The 14,650-nt window shown below is 34.8% G+C and carries 14 protein-coding genes; 2 read left to right on the top strand and 12 right to left on the bottom strand.

The features are described from left to right. Positions 1-402 precede the first annotated feature (402 nt). From FJQ98_RS09860 to FJQ98_RS09830, 7 genes are all read right to left on the bottom strand, one after another. Positions 403-837 carry a universal stress protein gene (locus FJQ98_RS09860; RefSeq protein WP_053592903.1) on the bottom strand — a complete coding sequence of 145 codons (435 nt, stop codon included), beginning with the start codon at positions 835-837 and terminating at the stop codon, positions 403-405. 36 nt (positions 838-873) lie between these two features. Further along, positions 874-2,112: a CynX/NimT family MFS transporter gene (locus FJQ98_RS09855; protein WP_053592902.1), complete on the bottom strand. Its 1,239-nt coding sequence runs from the start codon at positions 2,110-2,112 to the stop codon at positions 874-876. Positions 2,113-2,391: 279 nt separating this feature from the next. Then, positions 2,392-2,964, bottom strand: coding sequence for a helix-turn-helix domain-containing protein (locus FJQ98_RS09850; protein WP_053592901.1), 573 nt, complete (start codon positions 2,962-2,964; stop codon positions 2,392-2,394). 400 nt (positions 2,965-3,364) lie between these two features. After that, positions 3,365-3,664 carry a hypothetical protein gene (locus FJQ98_RS09845; protein WP_053592900.1) on the bottom strand — a complete coding sequence of 100 codons (300 nt, stop codon included), beginning with the start codon at positions 3,662-3,664 and terminating at the stop codon, positions 3,365-3,367. Between the two features lie 400 nt (positions 3,665-4,064). Continuing rightward, positions 4,065-4,970, bottom strand: coding sequence for an EamA family transporter RarD (gene rarD / locus FJQ98_RS09840; RefSeq protein WP_053592899.1), 906 nt, complete (start codon positions 4,968-4,970; stop codon positions 4,065-4,067). A 132-nt stretch (positions 4,971-5,102) separates the two neighbouring features. After that, positions 5,103-5,639 (bottom strand): hypothetical protein, encoded by a 537-nt coding sequence (locus FJQ98_RS09835; RefSeq protein WP_053592898.1) that lies wholly within the window; start codon positions 5,637-5,639, stop codon positions 5,103-5,105. A 171-nt stretch (positions 5,640-5,810) separates the two neighbouring features. Beyond that, a complete protein-coding gene (locus tag FJQ98_RS09830; RefSeq protein WP_053592897.1) occupies positions 5,811-6,983 on the bottom strand; it encodes a toxic anion resistance protein in 1,173 nt (390 codons plus the stop codon). A gap of 838 nt (positions 6,984-7,821) precedes the next feature. On the opposite strand from FJQ98_RS09830, the gene FJQ98_RS09825 reads away from it, so the two are divergent. Continuing rightward, positions 7,822-9,132 carry a serine hydrolase gene (locus FJQ98_RS09825; protein ID WP_053592896.1) on the top strand — a complete coding sequence of 437 codons (1,311 nt, stop codon included), beginning with the start codon at positions 7,822-7,824 and terminating at the stop codon, positions 9,130-9,132. 212 nt (positions 9,133-9,344) lie between these two features. Here FJQ98_RS09825 and FJQ98_RS09820 read toward each other — a convergent pair whose 3' ends face one another. The 5 genes from FJQ98_RS09820 to FJQ98_RS09800 all read right to left on the bottom strand — a co-directional run bounded on the left by FJQ98_RS09820 (position 9,345) and on the right by FJQ98_RS09800 (position 12,771). Continuing rightward, positions 9,345-10,595, bottom strand: a complete 1,251-nt coding sequence (locus FJQ98_RS09820; protein WP_241774480.1) for an ABC transporter permease — start codon at positions 10,593-10,595, stop codon at positions 9,345-9,347. After that, the gene (locus FJQ98_RS09815) at positions 10,573-11,478 is read right to left on the bottom strand and encodes an ABC transporter ATP-binding protein (protein ID WP_053592894.1); all 906 of its coding nucleotides are present in this window, start codon (positions 11,476-11,478) and stop codon (positions 10,573-10,575) included. Before FJQ98_RS09815 ends, FJQ98_RS09820 begins: the two co-directional genes overlap by 23 nt. A gap of 12 nt (positions 11,479-11,490) precedes the next feature. Then, positions 11,491-12,021: a DUF2812 domain-containing protein gene (locus tag FJQ98_RS09810; protein ID WP_053592893.1), complete on the bottom strand. Its 531-nt coding sequence runs from the start codon at positions 12,019-12,021 to the stop codon at positions 11,491-11,493. Between the two features lie 233 nt (positions 12,022-12,254). Next, positions 12,255-12,455, bottom strand: coding sequence for a DUF2812 domain-containing protein (locus FJQ98_RS09805; RefSeq protein WP_053592892.1), 201 nt, complete (start codon positions 12,453-12,455; stop codon positions 12,255-12,257). Beyond that, positions 12,448-12,771, bottom strand: coding sequence for a PadR family transcriptional regulator (locus tag FJQ98_RS09800; protein ID WP_053592891.1), 324 nt, complete (start codon positions 12,769-12,771; stop codon positions 12,448-12,450). The genes FJQ98_RS09805 and FJQ98_RS09800 overlap by 8 nt, the downstream gene beginning before the upstream one ends. A gap of 256 nt (positions 12,772-13,027) precedes the next feature. On the opposite strand from FJQ98_RS09800, the gene FJQ98_RS09795 reads away from it, so the two are divergent. After that, the gene (locus FJQ98_RS09795; protein ID WP_201406687.1) at positions 13,028-14,533 is read left to right on the top strand and encodes a hypothetical protein; all 1,506 of its coding nucleotides are present in this window, start codon (positions 13,028-13,030) and stop codon (positions 14,531-14,533) included. Positions 14,534-14,650: the final 117 nt, after the last annotated feature.

Raw genomic sequence — 14,650 nt, 5'->3', positions numbered from 1 at the left:
TTCCTTACACTAAGATTAATAAGAAGCATCCATTTTGAAAAAAGATTAATCAAAACGGATGCTTCTTTAGCATTTTTTAGTTTGCTTATTATAAAAAATTTTGAACATTTTCTACAGCGTTACTTCATAAACGCGCCCGATTGTGGAGGATTATTATTCAATAAAACCCTGCTTTTAGCATATGTGTTTTGATATGGTTTGCCGTTCCCTAGGTTAGCCAGTGTAAAAGAATAACGGACAATACTGCTACATTCTATCCCGACTATAAAAAAGGTCAGCCAGTGTTAACCTGGCTAACCTTATATTGCGAATAGGTACATTAATGAGGGAATTGCTCCCGAAAACAATTCTATTTTGAAACTAGAGGATCTCCTAGATAGAAATTATCTAATCATTGTTTCATCAATGTACAATTAAGACGGAACATTTTGATAATTGCGCGACTTTATGGCTGACACTACCAAGCATTAATTCCTTCATTCCACTAAGTCCACGACTGCCAATGATAATAAGTTCCTGTTCATGTTCTTTGGCATATTCTAAAATTTGATGGGAAGGGTCTCCTTTAAGATGGATTGTTTTTATGGACATTCCCCCAGCAGATATTAGTTTGTTTTTGGCCTTTTCCAGTATTCTTATACTCGACTTTTCCAATTCATTCAATACATCCTCCAGATAATCCTCTGGGACATAGGTTAAACCCGTTGTTACATTTTCCTTACTAACATTCACTAGTGTTACATTAGATTTCTCGTTATTGGCAATACTCAACGTTGCCTCTAATACTTTGCTATTCATATCGGATTCATCTATAGCGACAAGAATTTTATTTAACATATTTATCATCCTTTCATTCCAAAATTATATGTTATATTATTTGGCTGGACCTATATATCGCTCTCTGGCTGCACCAAGACCACACACAAAGAGTAGGACCGATGCACCAACTAATATTAAAAGTGGAATCGTCCAGCTATTAGTTGCATCATGAATAAAACCAAATAGGGTTGGACCAACAGCCGCAAGTAGGTACCCAATTGATTGGGCCATACCGGATAATTCCGCAGCCTGTTGCGCATTCCTTGTGCGCAAGCCAAAAAACATCATGGATAGGCTAAATGCGAAGCCTCCTCCTATGCCTAGAGCGATGATCCACAACACGATTAATTTAGAGCTACCGTATAGTAACCCGAACGTCCCGATTAAAAGTAAAATCGATGTAATAGTCACTAACGAACGTTGACCAGACATGCGTCCTGCAATGACCGGGACGATGAAAGTAAAAGGAAGAAGAGCTAACAGCATAACAGAAAGCATCAAGCCAGACTGACTCGAATTCAATCCCTGTTGCTTAAGAATTTCTGGCAGCCATGCAACAAGTACATAAAAAATCATGGATTGCAGTCCCATAAACAAAGTTACTTGCCAGGCTAGTGCCGAACCCCACAAATTCACATGACTATCAGCAGTTTTATTGTGAACTCTATCCCTTTTCTCGTTACGATGTTTCATTTGTGGTAACCAGAATAAAATAGATATAAAGCTTAAAACGCCCCAAATTCCTAATGCACCTTTCCAGCCAAATCCCATTCCAAGAGCAATAGGAACACTTACACCCGACGCTATTGCTCCAAATAAATTCATAGAAATGGAATACACACCCGTCATTAAGCCAATTCGTTCAGGAAATTCACGTTTGATCAGGCCAGGTAACAATACATTACCGACTGAGATAGCCAAACCAAGAACAGCCGTACCGATATATAAAGCTACAACCCCTGAAAGGGAACGTATAATAATACCAACAGTCAGAAGGACAATGGAACCCAAAATAATTCGTTCCACCCCAAGTTTTTGTCCCAATTTAGGTACAATAGGTGAAAAAAGCGCAAAAGCTAATAATGGTAGCGTGGTAACCATTCCTGCCAATGTATTTGAAATATTCATATCATCCTTGATAAGACCAACTATTGGTCCTACTGAGGTCAAAGGGGCCCGTAAGTTAGCAGCAATAAATACAATACCAACAATCATTAGCCAAACGGCAGATTTACCAACAGTTGAAATGGCTCCTTTATTTTCTTTTTTAATTACTTTGTCCATTGAACTCATCCTATTTCCTCCTAGATTTTTGAAAAACTCATATATTGTAGTTTGTTCATGATGATTTACTTTAAACATGAATAATAAACGAAAAAATAATATTCATAACCAATCACATTTAGTATATTATAATATACAATTAACTTAAGTAATGAATACTATAATATATTTATTTAGGTTTGTCTATTCTTAAATAGCGAGCTGTTTTAAATAAAGTAAAAAAATGCTCCAATCCATTAAGTGGATTGAAGCATTCCTTGCATCAGGTTAAGATAGGAGAAAAGAAATTTAGATTCCGTATTTCAATATGATATGAATAACTACAACATCGTTAGTACGATTGGCATATGAATGTGTGCCATCTGTAGAAAAACTAATCGAATCATATTGATTCAAAATATATGACTCATTATTAACATTAATTGTAATTGTTCCGGACATGATAGTTGCAAGTTCAGTTGTATTATGATGATGTTTTTCCGGATGGTAGAAGCTATTTGGCTGTAAATAAGCACGGTACATTTCCATATCTTTATTTGTATTATTTTGAAAAATCGGCTCAATTACCCAGTCATTTCCGTCACCATTAAATCTAAGCCCTTCCCCAGCCCTAGACAGATTCACATTTTTTTCAGTTGGGAATAATGCCATAAGTGGTATGGATAAGCTTTTTGAGATTTTCCATAACATCCCTATTGTTGGATTTGTTTCTCCGCGTTCTATATTTCCTAGCGTAAGCTTACTCACACCCGATAATTCTGATAAATCTTCAAGACTTAAACGCCTTTCTTTACGAAGTTTTTTTAGTACTGCTCCTACTTGTAAAACAATTTGTTTTGGATCCTCAGTTTCTAAATTCATTTAAAGCCACCCTTTGCAATATCATGAGAAAATATAAAGTCAATTAATTTTTTTCATATTATAGTGGATAAAATAATAATAAACAAACCAATTTATATATTATAATATACAAAAAGCCCCTTGACTATGCTTTTCTAACTATTCTACTGTATGGAAGCTGTAATGAAATTGAGATTCGCATCAACAGACCCAAATATACAGGTTTTTATTCAGATAACACACTCTGCATAATCTTGAAAAGTACTATTCTAGCCCTGTTTATTGCATTAAAAATTGTATAAGCAATGTTCAAAGAAAAATCCAAGAAATGTTGGTTTAACCGCATTTCTTGGATTTCGGTCCCTTTCCTAACTTTCATTCGGGAACATTATTTTAAATGAAACTCCATGATTTATAACCATTAAAACCTAATTGTTTTTTTAGGTGGTGTCTTTGGAACATCTATTAACCTCGCGACATTCTTGCCTTTATTAAATTTCACCTTGTTCAACCAATAAATAAAAGCATCTGTACGGTAAGAAACACCATAAGTAATATTTCCATCTTCTCTATATTCAAACCAATAAGGATGTTGGTTCTTTCTGTCAAATAGCCAATCCCAAAATTCCTCTTGTAACCGATTAATATTTCTCCCTACTTTTGTAGGACAAATCATATACTCTATATCATCTTCATAATCAAATCCTACTTTAACAATCATGTTACATTCTCCCTTTTTATGTACTGAATTTTGCAAGTTGTAGAATTCTACATGCATAATGGATAATACAATAAATGTAATTATATGCTTTATATTTTAAGTTCGCAAAGCGTCGTTTGGTAATATTCCATAAAAGTTGTTATTCAACAATCTGGCCCGATTGTGGAAAACTGCTAAATGATCGAACTTAATTATAAATTATCAATCTTTATTAAAAGACCACAATAAAAAATACATCCATTATCTCAATAAAGATTTAATGGATGTATTTTTAAATACAAATAAAAGTTTGATTATAAAATTTGATTATATATAATCAAACTCAAATACTCTAAATATAAGGTCTGGTTTTATTTTATTATACTATTTACCTTATATTAATATATCTACAAGTCCTTTTTTATGCAGATTTATGCTGAGCCCTTCTCGTTTCAATGATTTTCGAGCCTGAAAACAGTAGTAAGGCTGCCCAAATAATGCTAAATGCCAAGAGCTCTATTTGACTAAACGGTTCCTTATAAAGCACGATCCCTAAAACTAATACAATCGTTGGCGATACGTATTGAATAAAGCCTAATAAATAGAGTGGAATATTTTGTGCACCTTTCGCAAATAAAATTAACGGTATTGCTGTCACGATACCACTTACAATCATGAGGATGTCTGTCTTCACATCCACATGTAAAAATGAGGCTTGATTCGTTGTAAAGAGGTAAACATAATAGCCTAATGCAAACGGTAGTATAAATAACGTCTCAATAGCTAAACCTCTTGTCGCGTCAAGCTTAATTTTCTTTTTCAGAACACCGTAAATAGCGAAGGATAAAGCGATAAGAAGTGCTACCCATGGGATTGACCCATAATTAATCGTTAAAATAATGACAGCCATAAAGGCAATTCCGGTAGCCGCCCATTGCGCACGACTAAGTGCTTCTTTAAAGAAAACAACCCCAAAAATCACTGACAGTAAAGGATTAATATAATAGCCTAAGCTCGTTTCTATTAAGTGGTTATGCGTAACTGCCCAAATATATAAAAACCAGTTCATTGAAATAACAAATGAAGCCCCAACAAGCTGCCAAAAATGCTTTTGGTGTGACCACAAATATTTTAAGTCTGCGAGAAGTTCCTTACGCATTCCAAATACTATTACTGCTAGTACTGTAAAGACAAAGGACCAAATGACGCGCGATAGTAAAATTTCCATACTCGGCACATGCTCAAGTAATTTCCAATAAAGCGGAAATGCACCCCACAAAGCATAGGCTAAAAAAGCCGCCAAAACCCCTTTTTTCTCATTTGACATTGCCTCTAACTCTCCTACTCCATATGAATCTATACGACTTTGCGTAATATTACCATTTAAAGAATAGACTTATTATAGGACTTTGAATGGTAACTGTAAATGCCAAGTTTTAATAAGTTGACATTAATAATGTTACTCTTTAATTTCAGATTCAAGCTCAGCAATATATTTGCGCACCGTACTATAGCTAATATCAGGATTAATTTGACGTTTAATGCGAATGTGAATTTCTTTAATACCTACACCCTGCTTTCGCATATCGCGAATCATAGATTTTAAAGGACCTGACAGGGATTCCTTTGACAGAGAAGTATATTTACTTAATTCAATTAATAGCTCTGTATTTTGTCGGCGAATCTCCTTGAGCTCATCTACGACACAATTATATTCCGTTAGTTTTTTTTGTAAGACAGTGCATTGCTGCTTTATTTTTTGCATGTCTTCCACAAGCTTTAAATTTTGTTTCTTTAAAATTTTCCTCTCTTGCTCTAAAACTGTGTGCTTTTCATCTAAATCTATATGTATGGCATTGTACAGCTCTTCTATATGCGTTAATGCATGGTAGCGACTTTTTAACACAAGCATTAAGTTTTCTGTCGTATTAATCGCAAGTGCTCCATCCTTTAAAGACTCACAGGATAATGACGTTGGATTCATTTTGCTTATCATCTTTTATTTACTCCATGATTGATTATTTTATGTAATCGAATTGCATTGTTTAGCATCTTTCCGCTTCCTTTTTTCTTTGATAATCATTCTCATTTACCTTATCATAATGAGGAATTTCTGATTTGTCAAAAAAAATCTTCTTGCAAGGTAAGTTTGCAAGAAGATTCACGATTACATTTTTTTCAGTTTTTCGTACTCAAGCTGCAGACGTTCAATACGTTTACGGCCGTCCTCACGATTTTTAGCTGTTTCTGCTTGAATTTGCTTCGTTTCTTGAATACCAGACATAATTGTTTGCCATGTCGTTTCAATTGTTTCGATTTTAATGCTTGGGCTACCAGCTGCACGCGCGATATTAACGCTATTTTTACTAATATTTTCTGCATTTTTGACAAGCATTTCATTTGTACGACGGTCTAATTCACTCATTGAATCAGAAATAAGCTTTTGGCGCTTTAACGTCACCGCATGAATAAGCCCTTGCTTGAATATAGGAATTGTCGTCACAAATGCAGAGTTAATTTTAGCAATTAAGTGGTTATTACCTTGCTGCATTAACCGAATTTGTGGAGCAGATTGGAATGACACTTGTTGCGCCATTTCTAAATCATAACGACGTTGTTCTAGTAAATCAACGGCACGTACCATTGTTTCATATTCCATCGCTGCTAATTGATCGCCTGTTTGTGCTTTTTGCTCAAGTGCTGGTAATGATGAACGTACTTCATCCGTTTTCACTTCAATTGCCGCTATAAATTGACTTAACGTTTGGAAATAGTTTAAGTTTTGATCATATAAGTTTTCTAGATCAACTGTATTACGTTTCATTTCACCTTCGTATTTTTGAACCTCATGGAAAATGACATCCACTTCTTTATTCATGCTGTCATATTTGGATAGAAACTTTTCTAATTGTTCCTTTCCTTTACTGAACAACTTCGTAAGGAAGCCACCTTTTTTGTCCTCCGCAAAATCTTGAGGATCAAATTTATCCATAATTCTATTTAAATTATTTAATAATACACTTGATTCCTCAAGCTTACTTGTTTTCATCGTTGCTAGCATTTTATCTGAAAAGGTAGAAATACCATTCGCAGTTTCTTTTCCAAGCTCCAGCATAGCAATTTGGTCTTTCACATCAATTTTTTGTGCTAATGTATGAACCTCAGGATCTTGCTTTAAAGCAAGTTGATTTTGAGCAATTTGTGATAGCTCTTGCTCAGAAACAAGTACTGGTTTTTTTGGCTCTTGCTCCACCTGTAATAATGGATTAGGCTGTAATAATGGATTTTCTGATGCGAATGGATCCTTTGATTTTAATAGGTCGTTGTCGAATTCAGACATAAAAGTTATACCCCCTGCGATTTATCTCTTTTATTTACATACGATTTCAAGCTGAAAAAGTTTCATTTTAGTCAAGCCTTACTAAATAAGAGTCCACCATATATTATGTGTATTGTTTAACCATTTTTATCCACCAAAATTCATTTAGAAGATGGCGTGCAGGGTTTCGTCTGTCTCGCTGTCCCGCGGGAATCGAGTGGCCCTTCGCTACAATCAATTAAAAATAGGCATACACTAGCAAAATATTAACAAAAAATTTCTTTTGTCAGTCAATAGTAAACCTTTATTTTCCTAATCAACACGCATCTTAATATAGTAAGAACTCTGATGATGCTCTAGTTGAAAGCTATAATGTGCTGAGTTAGCTACATCAACAAAAAACTTGATATTCAAGCTTTTGAAAATACTGTTCCTTCTCTATAGACGTTGCAAAAAGTTTATTTGACTGTGTTTTAGGAAAGTTTCAACCTTCTAATTTAGATAACATAGTGGCATCACTCCTAAAAAAATTATAGCTTGTTTTAATAGGAAATTCGAATGATTCCGTGAAATACTTTACATTACTTTCTAATATTGGCATGCTTAAACTAAGAAAGCAACCAAATTATGTTTATCAAAATTCAACAAAAACTAGCGAGTATTTATTTCATGAGTGTGGATGTGTAGGCTTTTATCAAGTAACCTCATAAATACTTAAATTATGATACATACAAATTAAAAATCTGGTTTTACCCCAACGTTTACTATTACTCATTTAAGGGTATTAAGTGGAGGTATTCAAAACGACTTTTACATAGAGAATGATAAAAATAGAACTTACCAGAAAGGAAGTTGCTGGATGAATATTTGGGCGTGGATTGGGCTACTAGGAATCGTGATGTTTTCACTCTTGTCTTTACTCAAAAAAGAGAACAGGACAAAGGAGGAAATTAGAAAGACAATCGTAACTGGATTGATTGTACTAGGAATCATCGTTGCTGTGCTATTTTTTAATGTTAATTATTTATTTGCATTGATTGCGGGCTTTGTTGCAATGATAGTCTTCGATAAAAAAACATATACGAAAAAACGAATAATAATTTATGGATCATTTATTCTCGTTGTTGGGATTGCGAGCTACTTCTTTTTCAGGGATAATCCTGATTATGTTCTGAACCATTTGAAGGACTACCCACAAACCACTTCTCTTTATGTCGCGGAAAATGGTGAGGAATTAATCAGTTATCAATCAGATATAGTCAGACCACTAGCAAGCACAGTAAAAATGCTAATTGCTGTCGAATACGCGATGCAAATTAATGCAGGTATAATAACTAAAGACAGCCCTGTGTCGTTAGACGTTTTAAAACGTTATTACATAAAAAACACAGACGGTAACGCACATGAAGATTGGCTAAAAACAATGAGTAGTGAAGGTAAAATTAAAAACAATGAAGTAACATTGCATGATGTTGCAAAAGGAATGATTACCTACAGCTCTAATGCCAATACAGATTTTCTCATTGATTTACTAGGCATAACTAACATTAATGAGAGAGCAAAATCTCTAAAACTGACAAAGCATGAGGAGGTCTATCCAATTGTTAGTGCACTGTTAATCCCTGAACACATAGAGAACGAAACGTTGAGTGAGAAACAGTTGATCAAAAAGCTTAGAGAGATGCCGATAGCAACATATCGTTCTAAAGCAGAAGATTTAAGTGAACAAATGAAGGTTGGAACGATTAAAGCTGAGGATATATCATTTGATATGCCTATGAATCTGCAAAAAGTATGGTCGGATCGTTTAATAGGTGCTTCAGCAAATGACTATGGGAAGTTGTTAGCGGTCATTTCGAATGACGAACTTCCAGAGGGAGCTGCTGTTACTATAAGAGATTTACTAGAGTGGCCGATGCAATATAACGAGCAGAATCATGAACGTTTTGTCCATCTAGGAGCAAAAGGTGGTTCGACTGCATTTGTGCTTAACGACGCAATATATGCAGAAGATCATCATGGCAATAAAATCGAAATGGTAATTTTAACAGATGACTTGAACTTCTGGCAGGGACTACTAATCAGAAAAAATATGAATTCATTCGAATCCAAATTATTAAGAAGTAAAGACTACCGTCTGGAAATCCAGAAAAAACTTTCCGAATCTTAATTCATGCAAAACCTTCCTCGATAATCACGGTTTTTTTCAAATTATTTGCACTCAATTAACGGACCATCCTTATATCATTCACTGATATTATAAAAAAACCGAATAGGGCACTTTTTTTGTAAGTGTCCACTATTCGGTGTGCTGTTCATATATATGTTATTTCTTTAAAAATGGACGTTCCTTTTCTTCTTAGAATGTAGCTGCTTTCCTCATCATGTTGTCACCTTTAACACGGTTTTAATTTTTTGAATAACGCCACCTGTACTATAAGTTAGTACACTGCGTTTGTAGAATGATATGCTGAATAAATAAGCCACAATTATCGTCGCAATTAAAATACCTAACGATAGAAGTGGTACCATTACTCCTATATCAGTAGCTCCGATACGCATCGGCATGACCATTCCAGACGTAAATGGAATATAAGAGAATATCTTAATGACAATCGTATCTGGATTGCCAATTCCTGATATCATAACATAGAAGCCAATTAATGTAATCATCATCGCAGGCATTAATACTTGACCTGCTTCCTCTACTTTAGACACTAATGAACCGAATAAAGCCCCAACAATTAAATAAAGAATAATTGTTAATAGTAGGAATAGAATTGCATATATTACGTAACCCAACGACAATTCTTTAACAATGCTAGCTGCCGCATCCCAAATAACGCCGTTCTTCACAAATTTCGCATAGATAAGGAAAACAACTGTAATAATACCCATCTGTGTTAATGCCAGTAATAGTACACCGGCAATTTTAGCTTTAAAATGGGTAGCTGGCTTTACACTTACTAGTAGCATCTCCATTGCACGTGAACCTTTTTCTGAAGCAATTTCTGTTGTGATCATGGATAGGAATGTAGAAATAAAGAAATAGATTAAAATACCAACTGCATAGGATACCCATAGTCCTGATTGCTTTTCTTCTTCACTTTTACCGCCTGCAGACTCTTCATTTAAGTTTTTATTAGAGATAATCGTTTTTGCATCCACAATTTGAGCTGCTTGGTCTGGTGTAAGTGATAACTGTTGTACAGTATAGTTTTGACCAGCATATTGCAGTAACGAAGATATCGAAGCTTGATCGTTTAATTTCAGCGGAGTGAAAGTGGCAATTTCAGCATGTAGCTGATCATTTTGATCTGTTATTTTAATAATTGCATCTAGCTTTTCATCTTTGACTTTTTCCTCTAGCACCGATATATTGGATTCATTTTGTATAAATTCCATATCGCCATTGGATACAAAGATCCCGCTTAAATCGGCTGTTGTTTCATTGACTATTGCAATTTGTTGCGCTTGATCATTGCCTGTAAAAAGCTCTTTAATGTCCGACCAGAAAATTGCGACAGACATCCCAAGTATATAAATACATGTCATTAAAACAAATGATTTTGATTTCAATTTTGATTTGTAAAGTTGTTTCATTAATAAATTAAACTTCGACAATGTTGCCACCTACCTTATCCTTAAAGATCTCATCTAACGATAAGTAATCTAAACTAAACTTTTCAATATATTTGCCATTTGAAAGCTGCTCGAAAATACTTTGTGCAAAGCTCTCATCCTCCAGAGTGAGCACCGTTTGCTCTTTCTCTACTCGAACATCTTTGACACCTTCTAGTGCCAACAATTGAGTTGTCGACCACTCTGTACGTACTGCCAATCTCGTTTTTCCGTATTGTTTCTTTAAATCTAATAGACTACCTGAAAATAAGGAGACTCCACGTTTTAATAGACAAAGATGATCGCATAGCTCCTCCACATTGTCCATTTGGTGACTAGAGAACAAAATCGTCGTGCCTTGTTCTTTTAAAAGCAATATGGCATCCTGAAGTAAATCTTTATTCACGGGATCAAGTCCACTGAATGGTTCATCTAATATTAAGAACTGCGGCTTATGGATAAAGCTGGCTATCAGTTGTACTTTTTGCTGATTCCCTTTTGACAAAGTTTCAGCCTTATCTTTCCTTTTTTCTTCTAGGTCAAATCGGCTAATCCAAAAGTCAATGTCCTTCTTTAGCTCCGACTTTTCCATTCCACGTAGCTCGCCAAAAAAGTAAAGTTGATCCTCTACCTTCATCGTTGGAAAAATGCCTCGTTCCTCCGGTAAATAACCGAGTACATCACGGTTTATAGCATTAACCGGCTTGCCGTCCCATGTAATTGTACCGGCTGTCGTTTCCTGCAAATCTAATATCATACGGAACGTTGTTGTTTTGCCAGCTCCATTTTGTCCAATCAGCCCAAAAATCTCCCCTTTTTTAATGGTAAAATTCAGATTATCGACCGCTGCGAAGTCTTTGTATTTCTTTGTAACACTCTCTAATTGTAATGTCATCTTTTTTCCTCCTTACCCTTCAAATATATGTAATTCTCGTTGCAGTCCTTTTTTACGTTTTACAACTTTTAAAATCGGTATACACATAATCATAGCGACTACAAAATTTATGAGCGATACTCCAGTGTTTAAGAATTTTTCTGTTGATTCGCCAAGACCAATATAAAGATTGATAAACCCTATAAAAAGATTTAGAAATGTTACTGATATAAAAAGACGATTCATTGATTTTAAATATTTTATTTTCGAAGAACTATCTGAAAATAATTCAAATGGCCCTTCTGATTTCTTTTTTCGGTAATAAGCCCAAACCCCAAATTTTGAAACACATTCAATATTCATTGACTCTAAAAAATTATAGTAGTCCTGGCTTTTACCATTGACTAGTTCATTGCGATAAATGTATTGTCCAGGTTCCCCTTTTTCAAAAACAAAGTAGCCTAAAATTGTTCCTTTTAAATGCCAACCTTGTTCCGCCATGTCATTAACCCATGCTTCTTCTTCTTCATAATCTAGAAAAAAACGATACACTCTTTTTCTCATAATATCTCACCTCCACTCTTTTAAAGTATCGTATTATACAGATAAGAACTCTTGGTTAAATATGTGCCTTATAGTAGTCATAATAATTTAGTATTTAGCTCATTGAATTATTTAACTTTTCTGATTTCCCGGAAAATAATTTTGATGCAAATGTACTTCTCAGTCTGAATAAAGGTAATTCTCTTATCAGCTCAATAGATAATATGCAACCACCTTGTCAGCCATCTCCCATACTAATCTGTAAATACATCCAAATCCTTCTTCATATGAGGCACCAAATCTCTCCAATTCACCTTGGTAGCTACCTGGTTCTCCACGTTCTTTAATATAAAACGAATCCAAGTGAATTTTTGCAAATGCCAACCTTGGCTAGCCATATCATTGACCCATTTCTCAATATCATATGGGTTGATGACTAAGCGATATTTATCCATTTGTTCCATCCTCCTTTGTTATACGGATGCCATTGTCAAAAAGTTCCCTTAATCTCAAAATTTCGTAATCAATAACCTTTTTTCCACTCTCTGTAATAATATATTCTTTTTTTCGTCCATCACCATCTAGCGCCTCAATCCATCCGCGCTCAAGTAATGTTTTGATTGCTCCGTAAATTGTCCCCGCTCCAAGCCGAACGCGACCATTGCTCATTTCCTCTACCAATTGCATAATGCCATAACCATGCCGTGCATCAAATAAAGCTAATAAAATATAGTAAACGCCCTCAGTTAGTGGCGGATGCTCCTGTGTCATACAATATCCCCCTTTATATCGTCTAACAATATATCGACAAACGATATATGTAAAATATATCAGCAGACGATATAGTTGTCAACGCTTGTTTTTCCATAAAAAGTTATAAAGCTTTTCTTAACTGTAGTGTTTCACAGAAGTGAGCTTCAGGAAGCCCACTTCTTCAGAGGTGGGAGGAATGAAGTGCTTTTTCTTTATAGAACATATGTTTATATTGTATATTGTAAATAATCAAAAAAGAAAGGAGTGACGGGTAATGACGAAATGGAAGAAAGATTGTTTTATTATAGAACTCAAGTTACTTATAGATACATGGCAAGAGGATCTCCTATTAAAACGTTTTGAAATTGCCCGTACACTCTATAATACAACTTTGTCTTATGCAGTAAAACAATATACTTTCATGCAAGATTCAAAACACTATCGAAAACAATTACGTGGCTATCAAAAAGCGAAAAAAACGAATGATTCAAAAGAATTGAAGCAGATCGCAAAAGAATTAGATAACATTCGTCAATCTTTTGGATTAAGTGAATATCAACTGCATGCGTATATTAAAAAGCATCAACATAACTATAAAAAACATATAGATAGCAATACTTCTCAGAAAATCGCCTCTACTGTCTGGAAAGCGGTTCAAGATGTTCTATTTAAAGGGAGTAAAGCACACTTTAAACGGTACGGAATGCTTCATTCTGTAGAAGGGAAATCTAATAAAGCAGGCATTCGATTTAAAGAGAATAGTGTCTTTTGGAATGGATTAATCCTTCCTGTTCGTATTCGCAAACAAGATTTGTTTGTAAAAGAATCCCTTGCCCTTCATACCATTAAATACTGTCGTCTAGTCAACAAAGTGATTCGTGGAAAACATACTTTTTACGTACAACTTGTGATGGATGGGATTCCTCCTGCCAAGAGAATTCCATCTACAGGAGCCTTTCGGCATTCCTATCAAAAACAAAAACGAGTAGGTATTGACATTGGTCCTTCTACTATTGCGATTGTTTCAGAAGAAACAGTTTTCATCCAACAACTTGCTCCAGAAGTACCTTTATTGGAGAAACAAAAAAGACGTTTATTACGCAAGTTGGATAGAAGTCGTAGAAGTACCAATCCTAACAATTTCAAAAAGGATGGGACTATAAAACATGGCGTCAAACTCCGTTGGACATATAGTAAAAACTATCAAAAAACAAAAGAACAAGTAAAAGAATTATATCGAAAGAAAGCTTCCTACATCAAAGAAAAACATGGTGCGTTAGCAAATAAAATCTTGTCTCTTGGCGATGAGGTGTACATCGAAACCATGCATTTTAAAGGATTGGCAAAACGTACAAAAGAAACCAAAACAACTATACAGGGCAAAATCCAATCCAAAAAGCGTTTTGGAAAAAGCATTGGGAATCATGCCCCAGCCATGCTAGTGGAAATCATCCATCAAAAATTAGGTTACACAAAGCAAACGATACAGAAAGTAAATACGATAACCTTTCGAGCCAGTCAGTATAACCATGTGACGGATCGTTATGAAAAGAAAAAACTCCATCAACGTTGGAGTCAAATTGGAAGTCATCTCGTACAACGAGATTTATATAGTGCGTTTTTACTGATGAATAGTGATCCAAATTTACAACAACCTAATCAAGACTTATGCAATAAAACGTTTACTACCTTTTTAGAATTACACAATCAACATATAGAAGACTTGAAACAAGTAAAGAAAACATTCCCTCTTAGCATAGGTATCCAACAAATCAAGTGAGGGGTATTCCTCCGTAGGTAGAGCTACCTGCCTTCGTTAAAACTTATTGCCAACACAACATCGGTTGTGTAAATAAGAAAGTCTTATGGAACAGAAGATAAATCAAAGATGTTGTAC

This window comes from Lysinibacillus agricola (assembly GCF_016638705.1).
Lineage (GTDB): Bacteria > Bacillota > Bacilli > Bacillales_A > Planococcaceae > Lysinibacillus > Lysinibacillus agricola.
Note: the sequence above shows the minus strand (reverse complement) of the source record. Positions and strands in the feature narration are given on the sequence as shown.